Source organism: Paraburkholderia sp. CNPSo 3274 (assembly GCF_024206475.1).
In the GTDB taxonomy this organism is placed as follows: domain Bacteria; phylum Pseudomonadota; class Gammaproteobacteria; order Burkholderiales; family Burkholderiaceae; genus Paraburkholderia.
Genome location: NZ_JAMBPR010000056.1, coordinates 17,853 through 35,240, shown reverse-complemented (window position 1 = coordinate 35,240; position 17,388 = coordinate 17,853). Strand labels below are relative to the sequence as shown.

General features: G+C 63.5%; 17 protein-coding genes. 14 read left to right on the top strand and 3 right to left on the bottom strand.

All coding sequences use genetic code 11. The features are described from left to right. Positions 1 to 425: 425 nt before the first annotated feature. The 7 genes from msuE (at position 426) to M3I54_RS30770 (ending at position 7,158) form a co-directional block, all read left to right on the top strand. Positions 426 to 995, top strand: a complete 570-nt coding sequence (msuE, locus tag M3I54_RS30800; protein WP_254342773.1) for an FMN reductase — start codon at positions 426 to 428, stop codon at positions 993 to 995. A 26-nt stretch (positions 996 to 1,021) separates the two neighbouring features. After that, positions 1,022 to 2,125, top strand: a complete 1,104-nt coding sequence (gene sfnG / locus M3I54_RS30795) for a dimethylsulfone monooxygenase SfnG (RefSeq protein ID WP_254342771.1) — start codon at positions 1,022 to 1,024, stop codon at positions 2,123 to 2,125. 99 nt (positions 2,126 to 2,224) lie between these two features. Beyond that, positions 2,225 to 3,004 carry an ABC transporter ATP-binding protein gene (locus M3I54_RS30790; RefSeq protein ID WP_254342769.1) on the top strand — a complete coding sequence of 260 codons (780 nt, stop codon included), beginning with the start codon at positions 2,225 to 2,227 and terminating at the stop codon, positions 3,002 to 3,004. A gap of 13 nt (positions 3,005 to 3,017) precedes the next feature. Continuing rightward, positions 3,018 to 3,899 carry a branched-chain amino acid ABC transporter permease gene (locus M3I54_RS30785; protein WP_254342767.1) on the top strand — a complete coding sequence of 294 codons (882 nt, stop codon included), beginning with the start codon at positions 3,018 to 3,020 and terminating at the stop codon, positions 3,897 to 3,899. Positions 3,900 to 3,909: 10 nt separating this feature from the next. Beyond that, positions 3,910 to 4,944, top strand: a complete 1,035-nt coding sequence (locus M3I54_RS30780; protein WP_254342765.1) for a branched-chain amino acid ABC transporter permease — start codon at positions 3,910 to 3,912, stop codon at positions 4,942 to 4,944. A 47-nt stretch (positions 4,945 to 4,991) separates the two neighbouring features. Further along, positions 4,992 to 6,356, top strand: a complete 1,365-nt coding sequence (locus tag M3I54_RS30775) for an ABC transporter substrate-binding protein (protein WP_254342763.1) — start codon at positions 4,992 to 4,994, stop codon at positions 6,354 to 6,356. 1 nt (position 6,357) lies between these two features. Further along, positions 6,358 to 7,158, top strand: a complete 801-nt coding sequence (locus M3I54_RS30770; RefSeq protein ID WP_254342761.1) for an ABC transporter ATP-binding protein — start codon at positions 6,358 to 6,360, stop codon at positions 7,156 to 7,158. A gap of 389 nt (positions 7,159 to 7,547) precedes the next feature. On the opposite strand, the gene M3I54_RS30765 is transcribed toward M3I54_RS30770, so the two are convergent. Beyond that, positions 7,548 to 7,892: a hypothetical protein gene (locus M3I54_RS30765; RefSeq protein ID WP_254342759.1), complete on the bottom strand. Its 345-nt coding sequence runs from the start codon at positions 7,890 to 7,892 to the stop codon at positions 7,548 to 7,550. A gap of 171 nt (positions 7,893 to 8,063) precedes the next feature. Between M3I54_RS30765 and M3I54_RS30760 the strand changes: the two genes are divergently transcribed. Further along, positions 8,064 to 9,086: a UPF0149 family protein gene (locus M3I54_RS30760; RefSeq protein WP_254342757.1), complete on the top strand. Its 1,023-nt coding sequence runs from the start codon at positions 8,064 to 8,066 to the stop codon at positions 9,084 to 9,086. A gap of 205 nt (positions 9,087 to 9,291) precedes the next feature. Beyond that, entirely contained in the window at positions 9,292 to 10,464 is a 1,173-nt protein-coding gene (locus tag M3I54_RS30755) for an SNF2 helicase-associated domain-containing protein (RefSeq protein WP_254342755.1), read from the top strand. Here M3I54_RS30755 and M3I54_RS30750 read toward each other — a convergent pair. Further along, on the bottom strand, positions 10,421 to 11,092 hold the full coding sequence (locus M3I54_RS30750) for a TetR/AcrR family transcriptional regulator (RefSeq protein ID WP_254342811.1): 672 nt from the start codon (positions 11,090 to 11,092) through the stop codon (positions 10,421 to 10,423). The genes M3I54_RS30755 and M3I54_RS30750 overlap by 44 nt on opposite strands. A gap of 138 nt (positions 11,093 to 11,230) precedes the next feature. On the opposite strand from M3I54_RS30750, the gene M3I54_RS30745 reads away from it, so the two are divergent. Continuing rightward, positions 11,231 to 12,523 carry an NAD(P)/FAD-dependent oxidoreductase gene (locus M3I54_RS30745; protein WP_254342753.1) on the top strand — a complete coding sequence of 431 codons (1,293 nt, stop codon included), beginning with the start codon at positions 11,231 to 11,233 and terminating at the stop codon, positions 12,521 to 12,523. A gap of 28 nt (positions 12,524 to 12,551) precedes the next feature. Further along, positions 12,552 to 12,956, top strand: coding sequence for a DUF3331 domain-containing protein (locus tag M3I54_RS30740; protein WP_254342751.1), 405 nt, complete (start codon positions 12,552 to 12,554; stop codon positions 12,954 to 12,956). Between the two features lie 12 nt (positions 12,957 to 12,968). Here the strand turns inward: M3I54_RS30740 and M3I54_RS30735 are convergent, their stop codons facing one another. Beyond that, entirely contained in the window at positions 12,969 to 13,967 is a 999-nt protein-coding gene (locus tag M3I54_RS30735) for an isopenicillin N synthase family oxygenase (RefSeq protein ID WP_254342809.1), read from the bottom strand. 641 nt (positions 13,968 to 14,608) lie between these two features. Here M3I54_RS30735 and M3I54_RS30730 point away from each other — a divergent pair. Genes M3I54_RS30730 through M3I54_RS30720 form a run of 3 tightly spaced genes read left to right on the top strand, consistent with a single transcriptional unit; the run spans position 14,609 to position 17,323 of the window. Next, the gene (locus M3I54_RS30730; protein WP_254342744.1) at positions 14,609 to 15,595 is read left to right on the top strand and encodes an ABC transporter substrate-binding protein; all 987 of its coding nucleotides are present in this window, start codon (positions 14,609 to 14,611) and stop codon (positions 15,593 to 15,595) included. Positions 15,596 to 15,639: 44 nt separating this feature from the next. Next, positions 15,640 to 16,515, top strand: coding sequence for an ABC transporter ATP-binding protein (locus tag M3I54_RS30725; protein WP_254342742.1), 876 nt, complete (start codon positions 15,640 to 15,642; stop codon positions 16,513 to 16,515). Positions 16,516 to 16,531: 16 nt separating this feature from the next. After that, complete coding sequence (locus tag M3I54_RS30720; RefSeq protein WP_254342740.1) at positions 16,532 to 17,323, top strand: ABC transporter permease; 792 nt, start codon at positions 16,532 to 16,534, stop codon at positions 17,321 to 17,323. Positions 17,324 to 17,388: the final 65 nt, after the last annotated feature.

Below are 17,388 nucleotides of genomic sequence, written 5' to 3'. Positions count from 1 at the left end.
GGGTGAAGCAGCACGGCACGCGCATGCGTGCTGCCGGATCAGCACAGTGTTCAGGGTTTTGGCCGCCGGGAGAAGCGAGGATTTTTCATAACCTAATCAGGCTGCTGCGCCAGCAGCATTGAGACGCGAAGCCATGCGTCCTGAGTGCTTCCGTTCATGTGACGAACCGGTGCTGCTGCGTGGGAAGCAGCGAAGCAGCAGCGTTGTTGCCGGTGCGTCATCACATGTCGGCATATCGATCCGAGTGTCTCCGGGATGTACTTATCAGGTGCATTTCCCCTTCTGGAAAGGCTGCTCGACGACGAAAAATGCTGCTATGTCAGCGGCTCTGCTGTGAGTGGTTAGTTCGCGCGATTTGGCACGGTCCTTGCCTTTAGCTCATGACGGGACCGATCAGGCACGTCCCGATTCACGAAGGAATCCTCATGAGCAAGAAACACAAGATCGTGGCAGTGTCGGGCAGCTTGCAGCGGCCGTCGCGCACGCTGGCACTGGTGCACTCGCTACTTTCCGCGCTGGAAGCCGCAGTGCCAGTCGAAATCCGCGTGATCGATCTCGGCGAGATCGCCGGGCGACTCTCCGGTGCGCTCACGCGTGCGCAGGTGCCGGCGGATATCGAAGAACCTATCCGCGCGATCGAGACAGCCGACCTCGTGATCGCGGCGAGTCCGGTATATCGCGCCTCATATACAGGCCTCTTCAAGCATCTGTTCGATCTCGTGCATCACGAGGCGCTGATCGACGTGCCAGTTTTGCTGGCCGCCACGGGCGGCAGCGAGCGTCACGCGCTCGTGATCGATCACCAGCTGCGGCCGCTCTTCAGCTTCTTCCTGGCACGCACGCTGCCGGTCGGCGTCTACGCCTCCGAAAGCGATTTCGATCGTTACGAGATCGCGAGCGAGGCGTTGCGGGCTCGTATCGCATTGGCTGTCGAACGTGCGGTCCCGCAACTCGTTGCGCGCGCGGAAAACGTCACCGCGGCGCTTGCCGTCTGAATTCAAAGTCATTCAAGGAACCTTCAATGAGCCAGACTTCCCAAACCGGGGACGCGGTCAAGTTCGCCTACTGGGTGCCGAACGTGAGCGGTGGCCTTGTCGTCAGCACGATCGAGCAGCGCACCGACTGGAGCCTTGAGTACAACCAGCGTCTTGCGCAGACCGCCGAGCGCGCGGGCTTCGAATACGCGCTGAGCCAGATCCGCTTCACGGCAGGCTACGGCGCGGAGTATCAGCACGAGTCGGTCTCCTTCAGCCAGGCGCTGCTGCAGTCGACCACGAAGCTCAAGGTGCTCGCGGCGATCCTGCCTGGGCCGTGGCATCCGGCCGTGGTCGCCAAGCAGATTGCCACCATCGATCACATATCGAACGGACGCATAGCGATCAACGTCGTAAGCGGCTGGTTCAAGGGCGAATTCACCGCGATCGGTGAACCGTGGCTCGAGCACGACGAGCGTTACCGCCGCTCGAACGAGTTCATCCGCGCGCTCAAGGGTATTTGGACCGAGGACAACTTCACGTTCAAGGGCGACTTCTACCGCTTCAACAACTACACGTTGAGTCCGAAGCCGGTGCAGAAGCCGCATCCCGAGATCTTCCAGGGCGGCAGCTCGCGCGCCGCGCGTGATAACGCGGCGAGCGTATCGGACTGGTATTTCACGAACGGCAACACGCCCGAGAATCTCAAGGCCCAGATCGACGACATCCGCGCGAAAGCGGCGCAGAACAATCACCAGGTCCGTATCGGCGTGAACGCCTTCGTGATCGCGCGCGACACCGAAGAGGAAGCGAAGGCCGTGCTCGACGACATCATCAGGCACGCGCACGTCGAGGCCGTTCATGCGTTCGGCGATGCGGTCAAGCAGGCCGGCAAGGCTTCGCCTGAAGGCGAGGGCAATTGGGCCAAATCGACCTTCGAGGATCTCGTCCAGTACAACGACGGCTTCCGCACGAACCTGATCGGAACGCCGCAGCAGATTGCCGAACGCATCGTCGAACTCAAGTCGATCGGGGTCGACCTGGTGCTGACCGGCTTCCTGCATTTCATCGAGGAAGTCGAGTATTTCGGCCAGAAGGTGCTGCCGCTCGTGCGCGAGCTCGAAGCGCAGCGCGAAAAGCAGGCCGCCTGACGCAAGCGGCGGCAGGGCGTGGCCGGGCGCGCGAGCAGACCCGGCCAGATGGAACAGAAGAGCACAACTGGGAAACGGTACCCCAAGGGGTGAATCAGCATGACGCAAGCCTCGACGGCCCTGCTCGCGCTCGACGGCATTTCCGTGTCGTTCGGGGGCGTCAAGGCCATTACCGATATCAGTTTCGAAGTCGCGGCAGGCGAGATCTGCGCGCTGATCGGCCCGAACGGCGCGGGCAAGAGTTCGCTGCTGAATGTGATCAATGGCGTCTATCGTCCGCTGCACGGCACGCTGCGCTTCGACGGCCATGCGTACCGGTGCATGGACACGCACGACGCCGCGCATCGGGGCATCGCGCGCACGTTCCAGAATCTCGCGCTGTTCAGGCGCATGAGCGTGTTCGACAACGTGCTGGCCGGACGCAACCTGCATCGCCGCAGTACATGGCTCGAGCAGACACTGCACGTTGGCCGTGCCGCGCGGGATGAAGCCGAACAGCGCGAGCGCGCGCAGCGCGTGATCGAAGCACTGGATCTGCAGCCATGGCGCGATAGCGTGGTGGGCACCCTGTCCTACGGGTTGCAGAAGCGGGTCGAGCTGGCGCGCGCGCTGGCAGCCGAACCGCGCCTGCTGCTGCTCGACGAGCCCATGGCCGGCATGAATACCGAGGAGAAGCACGCGATGGCCGGGTACGTGCTCGATGCCAACGAGCATCTCGGCGTCACGGTCGTGCTGATCGAGCACGACATCGGCGTGGTGATGGGCTTGTCCGATCACGTGGTGGTGCTCGACTACGGAAAAAAGATCGCCGACGGCAGGCCCGACGAAGTCCGCACGAACCCGGACGTGCTGGCGGCCTATCTCGGCACCCCTCATTGACAAAAGGCGCGCAATGCAATTTTTTATCGAGGTGCTGGTGGGCGGACTGCTCGCCGGCGTGATGTATTCGCTGGTCGCGATCGGCTTCGTGCTGATCTACAAGGCGTCGGGCATCTTCAACTTCGCGCAGGGCTCTCTCGTGCTGTTCGGTGCGCTGACCTACGTGAGCCTCGTCGAGCGCGGCTGGAACCCGTGGCTGTCGTTCGGCGCGACGCTCGCCGCGCTCGTGCTGATCGCGATCGCAACCGGTCGGTTCGTGCTGCGGCCGCTCGTCAACCGCGCGCCGATCGTGTTGTTCATGGCCACCCTCGGCCTGAGCCTGATTCTCGAAGGCGCGGCGCAGCTGTTCTGGGGCGCGCAGGTGCACGGGCTCGATCTCGGCATCGACGACAGGCCGCTGCACCTGGCCGGCGTGATGGTGAGCCGCTTCGACCTGTTCGCCGCCGCCACGGCCGGCGTGCTGGTCCTCGTGCTGTCGCAGCTCGCGAAGCGCTCGCGCTTCGGCCTGTCGCTGCGCGCCGTGGCGGACGATCCGCTCGCCGCGTTCGCGGTCGGCGTGCGGCTGCCGCGCATCTGGGCAATCGTCTGGGCACTGGCGGGCTTCGTCAGCCTCGTTGCCGGCCTGCTCTGGGGCGCGCGGCTCGGCGTGCAGTTCTCGCTCTCGCTCGTCGTGCTCAAGGCTTTGCCGGTGCTGATCATCGGCGGCTTCTCGTCGATCGGCGGCGCGATCGTCGGCGGGCTGCTGGTCGGCGCAACGGAGAAGTTGGCCGAAGTCTATATCGGGGCCGTGATCGGCGACGGCATCGAGAACTGGTTCCCGTATCTGCTTGCAATGCTGTTCCTGCTCGCGCGCCCGTCCGGCCTGTTCGGCGAGGCGGCCGTCGAGCGCGTTTGAGGAAACCTTGATGGAACTGACCCGTCCCCTCGCCGAACCGCGCCGGCTGAACCTGCGCCAGCTGGCCGTGCCGCTTGCGAGTGCGCTCGTCGCGTTCGCCGGCGTGCCACTCGTGGCGAACGACTACTGGCTGAACGCGATCCTCGTGCCGTTTCTGATCCTGTCCGTGGCCGGACTCGGGCTGAACTTCCTGACCGGCTATGCGGGGCAACTGTCGCTTGGCTCAGCCGCGTTCATGTCGATCGGCGCCTATGCGACCTACAACCTGCTCGTGCGCGTGCCCGCGTTGCCGCTGCCGGTCGACCTGTTGCTCGGCGGCCTGGTCAGCGCCGCTGCCGGCGTGCTGTTCGGACTGCCGAGCCTGCGGATCAAGGGCTTCTACCTGATCGTCTCGACGCTGGCCGCGCAATTCTTCGTGGTCTGGCTGTTCACGCGCGTGGGGTGGTTCTCGAACTACGACACGTCCGGCGTGCTGAGCGCGCCGCAGCTCACCATCGGTCACTGGCGTATCGACACGCCGGTGTCGCGCTACCTGTTCGTGCTCGGCATCGCGACCTTGCTGTTCGCATCCGGCGCGAGCCTCGTGCGCAGCGAGCTGGGCAGGCGCTGGATGGCCGTGCGCGACATGGAAGCCGCCGCGCGCGTGATCGGCATCCCGGTGGGGCGCAGCAAGCTGCTGGCCTTCGCGCTGAGTTCCTTCGTGCTCGGCATCGCCGGCGCGCTGTGGGCCTTCGCGTACCTCGGCACGATCGAGCCGGATGGCTTCAACCTGAATCTTTCATTCCAGGTGCTGTTCATCATCATCATTGGCGGCGTGGGCAGCATCTCTGGCAATGTTCTGGGCGCGGCCTTCATCGTGTTGCTGCCGATTCTGCTTTCAAACGCGGCTGGCGCGCTGGCACATGCAGGCATCGGCGCAGACCAGGTGCAGAACCTGCAGAAGATCGTCTTCGGCACGCTGATCATCGTCTTCCTGATCAAGGAACCGGAAGGCCTTGCGAGACTCGTGCAGATCGTTTGTCAACGACGACTGAAGCAATCCTGAGCGGCTAATCTCCATTGTTTCTCTTATCATCCAAGGAATATTTGGTTATGCAAAATAATGATGTTCGTCCCGTTCGCACGAAATGGGGAAAGTGGTCCTCGGCTTTCGTGGCCGCGCTTGCGCTGACTGTCGGCGCTTTACCGCAGGTGCATGCGGCAGGAGAGGAATACTTTCCGCTGCAAAGCTACCGGGTCGGCCCTTACGCGGCTGGCGGGAGCGGCTTCTTCGGCGGCTTCATCGATTATCTCCAGTTGATCAACGCGCGCGACGGCGGCGTGAACGGCGTCAAGCTCGTATGGAAGGAGTGCGAGACCGAGTACGTGGTGGAGAAGGGCGTCGAGTGCTATGAGCGCCTGAAGAGCGGCGGCCCCGACGGCGCACCGACTGCGGCCACGAACCCGTTGTCGGTTGGTATCGCTTACGCGACGCTCGACCGTTCGACGGCCGACAAGATCCCGCTCATCACGATCAACCACGGCCGCACCGATTCGACCGACGGCGCAGTGTTTCCCTATGTGTTCCCGCTGCAGCTGAATCCGTACAGCGAGGTCTCCGCTATCGTCAACTATATCGGGCAGCGCTCGGGCGGTCTCGCCGCGCTCAAGGGCAAGAAGATCGTCGTGCTGTATCACGGCTCGCCCTACGGCCGCGAAACGATTCCTGTAGTCGATCTGCTGGCGAAGAAGTACGGCTTCGACGTCACCCAGATCGAAGTCCCGCATCCTGGCAACGAACAGGGTTCGCAGTGGCTGAAGATTCACCAGATCAATCCCGACTGGGTGATCCTGCGCGGCTGGGGTGTGATGAATCCGGTGGCGATCAAGACCGCGCAGAAGGTCGGCTATCCGGTTGACCACATCATCGGCAATATCTGGAGCAACTCCGAGGAAGACGTCCGGCCCGCCGGCGATGCGGCCAGGGGCTTCATCTCGATCACGACGCACCCCTCTGGCACGGACTACCCGGTGCTGCAGGCGATCAACCAGTACGTAATCAAGCCGGGCAACGGCAACCTCAAGGATCCGGCGCGCTTTGGCACCGTCTACTACAACCTGGGCGTGGTGAACGGCATTCTGAACGTCGAGGCGGTGCGCGTCGCGCAGCGCAAGTTCGGCGACAAGCCACTCACGGGCGAGCAGGTGCGCTGGGGCTTCGAGCATCTGGATCTCGACGATGCGCGCCTCAAGCAACTCGGCGCACTCGGCCTCGTCCAGCCGCTCAAGTTGACCTGTGCGGACCACGAAGGCGGCGGCGCTGTGCGCTTTCAGCAATGGGACGGCCAGAAGTGGACCGTGATCAGCAACTGGGTGCAGGCAGACCGCGCGCTGCTACGTCCGATCATCGAGAAATCGGCGCTTTCGTACGCGAAGGAAAAGGGCATTACGCCGCGTGATTGCAGCAAGGACCTCTAACATGGCGAGCACTCCGATCCTGCAGGTCGATGAGATCGCCGTGACCTATAGCCAGATCATCCCCGCGTTGCGCGGGGTGTCGCTGGCGGTGCCCGAGGGCGCGATTGTCGCGCTGCTCGGCGGCAACGGCGCGGGCAAGACGACCACGCTCAAGGCGATCTCGAACCTCGTGCGCGCGGAGCGCGGCGAAGTGACGAGCGGAAACATCGTCTATCGCGGCGAAGGTGTCGCGCGCGTCGAACCGTGGACGCTGGTCGAGCGCGGGCTTGTCCAGGTGCTCGAAGGACGGCGCTGCTTTGCGCATCTGTCGGTCGAGGACAATCTGCGGATCGGGTCGTTCGCCAGGCGGCCTCGGCGGCCCGAGATCGAAGCGGATCTCGAACGGATCTACGCGATCTTTCCGCGTCTGAAGGTCAAGCGCCGGTCGCTGGCGGGATTGACGTCGGGTGGCGAGCAGCAGATGCTGGCGATCGGCCGGGCGCTGATGGCGCGTCCTTCGCTCGTGCTGCTCGACGAGCCGTCGATGGGGCTCGCGCCGATCGTAGTCGAGGAGATCTTCGAGATCGTTGCGGCGCTCAACCGCGACGAGGGCGTAAGTTTCCTGCTCTCGGAGCAGAACGCGACCATGGCGCTGCGTTATGCGCAGCATGGCTATGTACTCGAAGGCGGTCGCGTGGTTGCACACGGAGCGGCAGCCGAGCTTGCGCGGCTCGACGTGTTGCACGACGCATACCTTGGGGGCGCGGCCGTCGACTACACTGCGCGGCGCTCTCAGCGCGTGAGGCACCCTTTGGTTGCCTGATACGTTCCTCGTTTCCGCGCCATGAACCGCAGCGTGGGCGGCAGCCGCTGCCAACGTAGCGACAGGCTATGTCGCGGTGCGCGAGGGTCATCTCGAACCCGTCTCCAGACAAGTGCGTGTCTCCGCCAGTGGCGCACCAGATGCCGCAGCCGGGTCGTATTGCTCCGACGGCTTGATGTCGCGCAGCAAGGCGAGTTTCGTGAGCATCTGGCTTGCGCGCACGCCTTACGCTGGTTCCAGTCTCAAGATTCCGTTTAGAGCAGGCCGCAGTTAGACGAGCGGAGGTCCGACGCACGTCGCCGATGGTATGGATGGGCCAACTGGCGACCTGCTGCAGCCTCAGCCGCATCGACACAACGTGCGGTGAGGCCGCGAATTTGCGGTCGATGTCATTGTTGAAGGGGGAGGTAGATTGTCCGTGGGCCCAGTTGCAACAGGTAAGTGCTCAGCCCGTCGAGAAAGCCACTCCTGGCGCTTACGACAGAACGGAGCAGCGGTGCGCGCCTGGATACGAGCGCCAATATCATATGCATGATAAAAATCGGAACCCTGGCTCTGCGCCGTTCGTCGGCTAGGTACGATGCGAAGAGCGCCGTGATGGCGTCGGAATCGGCTGGCAGGGCGAAACGCGGGTCAGTGATGTCGATCACGGGCAGGCGCTGGCCCTGCACCGTACTCGCGTAGGTCATTGGCCGTTGGGTGTTCCGCTTTGCTGTGGGGTTCATCGTCGACATTTTGCGCTTCCTCCTTTCATCGCGTGTCGCCCGGCGTCCGGTCTGTGCATCGCGCCTCGGGTAAAATGCCGGGACTGTGACACTGGCCGGAGATGCTTCCCGGAGGCGCGGCGTCGCGCTGAACGTCGGCGGCAATGGCGAAGCGGGTGCCGCATACCGCATGGACATACCATGAAATTCGATCATCCTGATCCCGAACTCAACAATCCGTTGACTGACGAAGAGCTGGAATTCCTCGAACGCTTTCTTTCGGGCAATGCCGTCTGCGACGATGCGATGGGTGCGGTCATGTTGCATGGCTTTCTGACTGCCGTCATCTCCGGACCGAACGCGATAATGCCGGGCGCGATCCTTCCCTGGGTCTGGGATGCCAGGCACGCAACCCGTCAACCCAGATTCCTGTCGGCAGGTCGGGCTCGCAAGGTCACGGGACTGATCTTTCAGTACTGCAACGACATCAACGATAGCCTGAATCACTGCCCCGATCTGTTCGAGCTCCCGCTGCACACGACCGTATATGCGGGCGAAGAGGTTCCCGTCCTCGATGAATGGTGCGAGGGGTATTGCAAGGGCATCGACATCGACCGGGAGGCCTGGGAGCCGCTGATCGAACGGCACCCCTGGTGGTTCAGTATCATCCTGCTGTTCGGCACAGCCTCCGGATACCAGGAGTTGGCGCAACGGGACTACACGGTCGGGCAACGCCGGTCGTTTGTCCTCCAGCTCGTCGCATCGGCACTTAATATCCATCGCTACGGGTGTGAGGAAGGTCGGAGATTGCTGGAGCAGGGCGAGCAGCCATGCGCGATCCCGGCGGGTTCATGGCCGAAGGCCAGGACGGCGACGCAAACCACAGCGAGGAATCGGGCCGCGCGGGACGGGAGCGTGTCCAAAGATGTGTTCCTCGTGGATTCGCTCGGTCGGCTGACGGACGACGCATTTCACCCGCTGGCATTGTCCCCGCTGGCTACGCGCCTCACGCGTGGCGGCACGTCTGTCGATGCGCACATCTATCGCGCCGGCGATGAGGGTCGCGACGGCTGGATACTGGAAATCATCGACGCGTCCGGGACGTCCACCGTCTGGGACGAGCCGTTCCCGACCGATGGGGCCGCGCTGGCCGAAGCATTCAGCACGATCAACATGCACGACATCGCCCCGGTAACCGGTGACGGACCGGCGCCCGCGTCGTAACGCTGAGCGCGCCTGCACCCAGAAGGGCCGGGCTTTGCGCGGCGTGGTCAGAAGCGTCGCCCGATGATGCCATGCGACGTACGGCGAAAAAATCCGTCCCACGACCAGGACAGGCCATTTTCCCCGCGGCGCAGGCGATACGTGATCTCCTGGCGGGCCCGTCTTCCGCCTGCATTTGAACCCGCGACTCCCCCATCAACTGCCCATGTCCTTGACCGTTACCGATCGCCTCTCGCCAAGAATCACACCCGCCGGCCACCTGCTTGCCGCACCGGACATCGAGGCGGCCGCCCTGCCCGAAGATGTAGCGCTGGGCACGGCTTTCACGCGCGGCGCAGGCCATGGGCTGCTCTATCTGGGAAGCGCAACTATTGGGCGTGTACTGCCGCCTGCGTGGGCTTGGTGGCGCGAACTGGGTGCTCGCTATGTCACGGCCCTGTGCACCACGGCGGAAGGCGGGGACATCGCGGTCGCCCAGCCAGATCCAGCGGAACTCGGCACACTGATCGAAGACGCGCCGCCCATGACGGGCGCAGAATATCTCACGCCGGACGTCCTGGCGGCACAGTGGGGCGAAATCGATCAAGCCTTGCGCGACGAGCTGGCAGCAACGGGAGAGTCGCTTCAGGCCTTTCTCAGGGCGCGTCATCCTGCCTGGAATCTGGTGGGTCGCGTTCATTTCAATCTCGCCAAAAACCGTAAGGATGCCGAAGCACCTTTCGCGTTTCTGGCAACCTACGCGGCGCGCCTGTCAGCCCATGGCAAGACGCAACATCAACCCCTTTCGCGGGCGCTCGAGGAATTTTCCGGTGAGCGCAACAAGGCGCAGCTGCTCTCCCTCCTGATGCCGGTTCAGCGTGCAGCTGAACGCTGCGACTGGCTGCGAGCGATGGTTGAATCGCGGGCAATCTACCACCCGTTGCGCTGGATGCCGGCCGACGCGTTCCGCCTCCTCTCCGATTTGCCGGCCCTGGAATCCGCCGGCATCATGGTTCGATTACCGGCGACCTGGGCGGCGGGACGCCCCGCGCGGCCCTCGGTCAGGGCGAGCATCGGGACGCAGCCTCCGTCACTCCTTGGCAGGGAAGCGCTGCTCGACTTCAGGATGGAGGTGTCGCTCGATGGCGAATCGTTGAGTCCGGCAGAGATCCGGACTCTGCTCAAGGGGGCCGACGGCCTTCAGTGGATTCGCGGGCGATGGATCGAGGTGGACACGAAAAAGCTCGGCCGCCTGCTCCAGCGCTTCTGCTCGACCCAACTCGGTCGCTCACCGACAATATCCGAAGGACCGCTTTGCGGCAGATTTGCGAGAGGGGCGTCCCGGTCGCAGCGGTTCAGCCGAGCATGGCTAAAGCCGTCGTCAGAACGGCGCGTTTGAATGCCTTGGGACGCCGCGGTAAGGAAGAGAACGGACTCAGCACGTGGCTATAGGCGACAGTTTTGCTGATGCCATTGGCGAGCATCGTGAACATGATGTCGGGATCTTGCCGCGAAATCTCACCTGCGTCGATCGCATCGATGAGCAACGGCACGAACACGTCATGAAACGGCCGCACCACCCGTTCGATCAGCAGGTTAAGGCGCTCTCCAGTTTCGGTTGCCGCAGTCGAAAAAAACATGCCAACGTCTGGCGTCAGAAACACCTGGTCGATCAGGATCGACACGGCGCCCTCGACGCGCGCTCGCGGTCCTGGACCTGAAATCTCCCGCAAGGCGGCGGTCTTCGCGACCATGGGAGCCACATCGTCGGCAATCTGGTCCACCACGGCAACCCACAGCGCTTCCTTCGAGCCGTAGTGATGCGCGACCAGCGCGGGGTCGACACCCGACGCCCTGGCGATTTCGCGCACGCTCGTCGCCTCATAGCCGCTCCTCGCGAACGCCCCTCGGGCGCTGCGCAGCAATGCGTCGGCGCCACCCGCGTCGCTGCACGCTGGACGGCCGCGCGACCGACGGGGTGTGGGAGTCGTCGTGGCGCACTGGGTTTGATCGTGAGGGTGTTTCATCGGCGACGGTAGATCGTGTTCAAGGAAAGCCCAGAATTTTAACGGGTGCCGCACCGCGAATAGCAGCGGCACCGGTTTGACATCAACCCTTCGAAACCTTAGTATCGCATTAATTCATCACTCGTAGAATATTAAACCATGCGCCAGACCACCCGGATCGTCATCGTCGGCGGCGGTATCGCTGGACTTCTGCTTGCGACCAGGCTGGGCAACACGCTTGGCCGCAGCGGCCGCGCTCAGGTCACGTTGATCGACAAAAGCGCAACCCACATCTGGAAGCCCATGCTGCACACGATCGCGGCGGGCACGCGCGATGTCCAGCAACAGCAGGTCATCTATCTCGCCCACGCTCGCGACCACGGCTTCAACTATCAGCCAGGCGAGATGGAAGGCCTGGACCGCAATGCGCGCATCGTAAAGCTGGCTGCGCTGCGTTCGAAGTCGGGTGGCATTGTGATCGGCCCGCGCACCGTCGAATACGATGTACTGATTCTTGCGTTAGGCAGTCGCGCCAACGACTTCGGCACCCCAGGCATCCTCGATCATTGCCATTTCATTGACAGCCAGGCACAGGCTGAAGTCTTCAACGAAGCATTGCGAATCCGCATATTCCAGAGCGTTGTGACGAATAGCGCGTTGCGCGTGTCTATCGTCGGCGCCGGAGCGACCGGCGTCGAACTGGCAGCGGAATTGAGCCGCTTGCTCGAAGTGGCGTCGAGTTACGGTGACCCCGGCATCCGCTCACGTCTGAACCTCACCCTTTATGAAAGCGCACCGCGCGTACTGGCGGCGTTTCCGCCGGCGGTGTCGGAGTCCAGTGAGGCACAGTTACGGCATATTGGTTTCACGGTGCGAACGGGCACGCGAGTGACCGCCGCCGAACCCGATGGACTCCGGTTGGGCGATGGCAGCCACCAACCGGCGGATTTGATGGTGTGGGCGGCGGGCGTCAAGGCCCCTGATTTTCTAAGCAAACTGGATGGGATCGAGATCAACCGTTCCAATCAGATCGCCGTCAGGCCTACCCTGCAGGCGCAGGACGACGACACACTATTCGCGCTCGGCGATTGCTCGACGTTGACGCTCGCCGGCAATGAACGTCCTCTCGCACCCACGGCGCAAGTCGCCACGCAGCAGGCACAACATCTCGCCAAGCACTTGCCGGGCTGGCTCGGCGGCGGCTCATTGCCCGACTTTGCATTTCACGACTTCGGCGCGCTGGTATCGCTGAGCGACTACAACGCCTTTGGGACGCTCGGGCAGTTCGGGTTCTTCCGTGGCGGATTCATCAAGGGCCGATTCGCGCAGCTCAGTCACGCCATGCTCTACCGGCAACATCAGCAGGCTTTGCACGGTTTTGGCAAGGCCATGATGCTGTGGACCGCCGAGCAGATCAACGGCCTCGTGCAGCCGAAGATACGGCTGAGCTGAACGCCACCTCACTTTCGACGGAGTACCCATGGATCAATACGTGACGGCCGACCTTGCATGGCAGCGCACTGTCGGCCAACTCGATGCGGGATGCGCGCATCAATTGACGGCTCGAGTCAGGCATATAGTCGATTCGCACGGATCGAGCAGTCTGCCGGTCAAGAATGGCGACGTTACGATCGCGCTACTCGATCGACCCAGCCCACGAACGGCCACCGTATCGTGGAGCGACCCCCGAGGTTGCAAGTACGGCGAACAGGTCTGGCGCCTTGCTGCAGCCAAACGATCGGGTATATGCGCCTTGAGCGGACAGGGCATCGCCGCGGGCGATGCGATCTACCGCCCCTCAGAGGTCGAGCCGCCTCCCGACAACGCGGCTGTCATGATGCCTGCAACATTGGTCGAGCTCGCCTTTGCCGAACCATGTCGTTAGTTTTGGCAGGCCTTACTTCATTGCATGGAAATTGGCCGCAACGCGCTGACGCAGATAGTCCTCTGCACTGATCGGATCGTACTTGCGGCTGGGACCCTCGATCATCACGTTGCGGTTCGCCTGGCAAAAGAAAGCCAGACTGTAGCGCGACCCCTGATATTCATGCGGTAGTGGATTGCGCACGCGGTGGAAGTTGGACGGCAACTGGTCGTCACTCCATCGCATCAACATGTCGCCGATGTTGCAAGTGATCACCTCGTCGGCTGGTTCGACGCTGGTCCATTCCTGCCCGTCCATTTCCTTCCCGGGGCACAGTTGCAGGCCGCCTTGCTCGGCGCGCTGGAACAGCAGCGTCAGGCAGTCGAAATCCGTATGCGCCCCTGCGCGCCACAGGCCGCTCGGCAAAGACGGATCGTTCGGATAGTAATGCAGCAGGCGCAGCGTGCTTTGGTACGTCGGCAGGGACGGATCGTGGGCGTGCTCGAAGAAGTCGCGCGCAAAACCGAGCTTGTCGGCGAAGCACGACAGCACGCGCACGCTGAGGCGCCAGCACTGCGTCTCGAACGCCAGCATCGCAGCCCGAAAGCCGGGCAGCTGCTCCTCGGTTGGCCACAGCCCGCACATGTGCGGCAATGTGATCTGATAAGACTCTTTCTGGTCCTGCGTGCCCGTAGAGGGGCGCACCTGGGCCTTGCTCTCCCAGCCGCTGTTCTGCGCCTTCTGCAACGGATACTGGGCCTTGACGCGTTCCGGAAGCGCAAAAAAGCGCTGCGCCATCTCGAATGCGCCCCGCACCTGCTCGAGGTCGATGCCGTGGTTGACCAGCTGGAAGAAGCCGACGTCGGTCGCGGCGGCCCACAGTTCGTCGGCAATCGGCGCACGACGTTCCTCGAAGTCGGCGAGATCGATGATGCGAACCTCGCGAGCATGCGTTTCCGAACCCAGGCCACCCATGCGGGCTTCCTTGTCGAGTTCGGTCAACGTGTAACGGCGGTCGTTCGGCGTGGTCATGCATGTGCTCCGTGCAAAAAAAGGTCGATGGACGTCGGACCGGGAGCAACGCAACAACGCGGGACGATCGAAACGAATCCAGGCATCGCGGTCTTGAAGCTCCAATGGCATCCAGGCCGCCCGTTGAGGCTTGGCCCGGTCCGACTTCAAGAGCAATTCCCGGCCAGTCGACATTCTCTGCGCGACTGGTGAACGCTTCTACTCTTGCCGGCTTGGGAGCAATATCCACGCCAACCGTGAACGTCGATGCGGCGCGGGTCTCCGCGCGACGATGCACCACACGCGGGCGCGACGCACCATGGGCCCACATCGCACGCACTACGGCGGCTTCCGGACGAGACCATCTTGCTCGGAATGACCGCTCTCGCCCCGCCGGCGCGTTGCACGCCACCCCCTGGTACGGTAGTTGCGTTATTGCGGGCAGAGTAGAAGCGTTCACTACTGCACGAGGTGGCATCGAGCCTTCGGCCGATTCGCGCAGCAGCCGGAAATTGCTCTTGAAAGCCGCGCCTGGGCGTCCGGTATCCGGATGCATGGCCGAGCCTTCATGACGCGTCACGTCCGGCTACATTGGTACCGCTCAGACTCTCATGATGGCGTGGTCACTGGCGTGTTGAATCACGATCAACCCGTGTCCAGCCATGAATCCTCGTACCGTTCTCCGCCGTCTCCTCGGACTGGCCGCTGTCGCCGCCGCTTGCTGGTCCGCCAGCGCCTTCGCGCTCGACAAAGTCGTCTTCCTCACTTCCTGGTATGCCCAGGCCGAACACGGCGGCTTCTATCAGGCCGTCGCCACCGGCATCTACCAGAAATACGGGCTCGACGTGCAGATCCGCATGGGCGGTCCGCAGGTCAACGGCATGCAGATCCTGACCAGCGGGCAGGCCGATTTCCTGATGGGTTACGACTTCCAGGTGCTCAAGAGCATCGAGCAGGGCGTGCCCGTCACCACCGTCGGCGCCGCGATGCAGACCGATCCCCAGGGCATGATGACGCACGACGACGTGAAGAGTCTGGCGGATCTGAAAACGCACGTCATCCTGGTCTCGACGTCCGGCCGCACCACGTGGTGGCCGTGGCTCAAGGGCAAGTACAAGCTCGACGATTCGCAATCGCGCGTGTACACGTTCAACCTGCAGCCGTTCTTTGCCGATCCCAATGCGGCGCAGCAGGCCTATGCCTCGTCCGAGCAGTTCAGCGCCGACAAGGCCGGCGTGAAGACGCGCTTCTTCCTGTTTGCCGACGACGGCTATCCGCCGTACGGCACCACCATTGTCACGATGAGCAACACCGTCAAGGACAAGCCCGACCTGGTAGCGCGTTTCGTTCGCGCGTCGATGGAAGGGTGGAAGAGCTACCTCGCCGACCCGGCGCCCGCTAACGCGCTCATCAAGCGTGACAACCCGGCGATGAAGGACGACCAGCTCGCCTACGCCGTGCAGAAACTCAAGCAGTTCCGCATGATCACCGGGGGCGACGCCGCCACGATGGGCATCGGCGTGATGACGGATACGCGCTGGAAGAAGACGCGCGACTTCATGGTCAGCGCCGGCATGCTGGGAGCCGGTGTGGACTGGAAGCGCGCATACACCACGCAGTTCACCAAGGACTTGAAGGTGATGCCGTGAGTACCGCATCCGGAACTCAATCGGCAAATTTCGGGGAAACCGCCATGTCGCTCGCCTTTGGTGGCAACGATATCGACACAGCCAGGCCGTCGGCCGGCGGCCCGCCTTCACGCGGCGGCCAGCGCCCCACCGACGCGCCCGCGCTGTTCGCGAACCAGGTCGAGAAAACCTATCCCAACGGCACCGTCGCGCTGGAACGGGTGAAGCTCGCCATCCAGCCGGGCGAATTCGTCTCGCTGCTGGGTCCGTCCGGTTGCGGCAAGAGCACGCTGCTCAAGTTGTTTGCGGGGATCGAGTTGCCGTCCGCCGGGCACCTGCGCTGGTGGGGCGAGCCCACGCTCGCTGCCGGCGTCGGCACCCCAGGCCGCACGTTGGCGATGGTGTTCCAGGAGGCGACGCTGATGCCATGGGCGAAGGTGGCCGCCAACGTCCGCCTGCCGCTCGACCTCGCCCGCATGTCGCGCGCGGAAGCAGACGAGCGCGTGCATCGCGCGCTGGCACTCGTCGGGCTGGGACAGTTCGGGCAGGTGTATCCGCGCGAACTGTCCGGCGGCATGCAGATGCGCGTGTCAATCGCGCGCGCGCTCGCCACGCATCCCGACCTGCTGCTGATGGACGAGCCGTTCGGCGCGCTCGACGAGTTCACGCGCAACAAGCTCGACGCAGATCTGCGTGCGCTGTGGGCCGAACGGGGGCTGACGGTGGTGTTCGTGACGCACAGCATCTACGAGGCGGTCTACCTGTCGAGCCGCGTGATCGTGATGGCGGCCCGCCCGGGCCGCGTCATCGCCGATGTGCAGATCGAAGGTCCCGCGGTCCGCGACGAGGCGTTCCGCGTGTCGCCCGAGTTCATGCAGTACTGCGCACAACTGTCGGCCCTGCTGACGCAGGCCAATACCGGCGCTCCCGTTGTCGATTGATTGTCGGAGAATTCATATGCATCCCCCGCTATTTGCGCGGCCGACCGTTCAGCGCGTAGCCGCGCCCATGGCCGTAGGCATCGTGCTGCTGTTCGTGTGGCAGAGCGTCTGCATGGCGCTCGCCGTGCCGCCGTACCTCGTACCCTCACCGATTGCGATCGGCAAGACGCTCGTTGAAGACTGGCCGCTGCTGTCCGGCTCGCTGTGGGTGACGCTGCGCATCACGCTGCTGGCGTTTGCACTGGCCGTGGTGTGCGGCACGGCCGCGGCTTTCCTGTTCGTCCAGAGCCGCGTGATCGAAGCCAGCCTCTTTCCCTACGCGATCCTGCTGCAGGTGACGCCTGTGGTGGCCATTGCCCCGCTGATCATCATCTGGGTCAAGGAACCGACGCTTGCGCTCGTCATCTGCGCGACGCTCGTAGCTGTGTTCCCGATCATCTCGAACACCGTGCTCGGGCTGCGCAGCGTCAACCCCGGGCTGATCAACCTGTTCCGGATCAATCGTGCAAGCCGCTGGGATACGTTGGTGCGGCTGCGCATCCCGAGCGCGCTGCCGTATTTCTTCGGTGGCCTGCGCATTTCGTGCGGCCTCGCGCTGATCGGCGCGGTGGTGGCGGAGTTCGTGGCCGGCACGGGCGGCACCGGCGCGGGCCTCGCGTACCAGATCCTGCAGGCGGGCTTCGCGCTCAACATTCCCAGGCTGTTCGCCGCGCTCGCGCTGATTACCGTAACGGGCGTGGCGCTGTTCGGCCTCACGACCTGGTTGTCGCGGTTGTGCCTCGGAAGCTGGCACGAAAGTGAACTCTGACTCCCCGTTGCCTCCTCGACCATGACTGATCCAGCACACTCGACCATAACTGATACAGCACACTC

Bases quoted from the DNA above. Each gene is read 5' to 3' on its own strand.
- M3I54_RS30770 (WP_254342761.1), top strand. From the start codon at position 6,358: ATGGCGAGCACTCCGATCCTGCAGGTCGATGAGATCGCCGTGACCTAT.
- M3I54_RS30730 (WP_254342744.1), top strand. From the start codon at position 14,609: ATGAATCCTCGTACCGTTCTCCGCCGTCTCCTCGGACTGGCCGCTGTC.
- M3I54_RS30790 (WP_254342769.1), top strand. From the start codon at position 2,225: ATGACGCAAGCCTCGACGGCCCTGCTCGCGCTCGACGGCATTTCCGTG.
- M3I54_RS30720 (WP_254342740.1), top strand. From the start codon at position 16,532: ATGCATCCCCCGCTATTTGCGCGGCCGACCGTTCAGCGCGTAGCCGCG.
- M3I54_RS30775 (WP_254342763.1), top strand. From the start codon at position 4,992: ATGCAAAATAATGATGTTCGTCCCGTTCGCACGAAATGGGGAAAGTGG.
- M3I54_RS30735 (WP_254342809.1), bottom strand. From the start codon at position 13,967: ATGACCACGCCGAACGACCGCCGTTACACGTTGACCGAACTCGACAAG.
- msuE (WP_254342773.1), top strand. From the start codon at position 426: ATGAGCAAGAAACACAAGATCGTGGCAGTGTCGGGCAGCTTGCAGCGG.
- M3I54_RS30740 (WP_254342751.1), top strand. From the start codon at position 12,552: ATGGATCAATACGTGACGGCCGACCTTGCATGGCAGCGCACTGTCGGC.
- M3I54_RS30745 (WP_254342753.1), top strand. From the start codon at position 11,231: ATGCGCCAGACCACCCGGATCGTCATCGTCGGCGGCGGTATCGCTGGA.
- M3I54_RS30750 (WP_254342811.1), bottom strand. From the start codon at position 11,092: ATGAAACACCCTCACGATCAAACCCAGTGCGCCACGACGACTCCCACA.
- M3I54_RS30785 (WP_254342767.1), top strand. From the start codon at position 3,018: ATGCAATTTTTTATCGAGGTGCTGGTGGGCGGACTGCTCGCCGGCGTG.
- M3I54_RS30725 (WP_254342742.1), top strand. From the start codon at position 15,640: ATGTCGCTCGCCTTTGGTGGCAACGATATCGACACAGCCAGGCCGTCG.
- M3I54_RS30765 (WP_254342759.1), bottom strand. From the start codon at position 7,892: ATGTCGACGATGAACCCCACAGCAAAGCGGAACACCCAACGGCCAATG.
- sfnG (WP_254342771.1), top strand. From the start codon at position 1,022: ATGAGCCAGACTTCCCAAACCGGGGACGCGGTCAAGTTCGCCTACTGG.
- M3I54_RS30780 (WP_254342765.1), top strand. From the start codon at position 3,910: ATGGAACTGACCCGTCCCCTCGCCGAACCGCGCCGGCTGAACCTGCGC.
- M3I54_RS30755 (WP_254342755.1), top strand. From the start codon at position 9,292: ATGTCCTTGACCGTTACCGATCGCCTCTCGCCAAGAATCACACCCGCC.
- M3I54_RS30760 (WP_254342757.1), top strand. From the start codon at position 8,064: ATGAAATTCGATCATCCTGATCCCGAACTCAACAATCCGTTGACTGAC.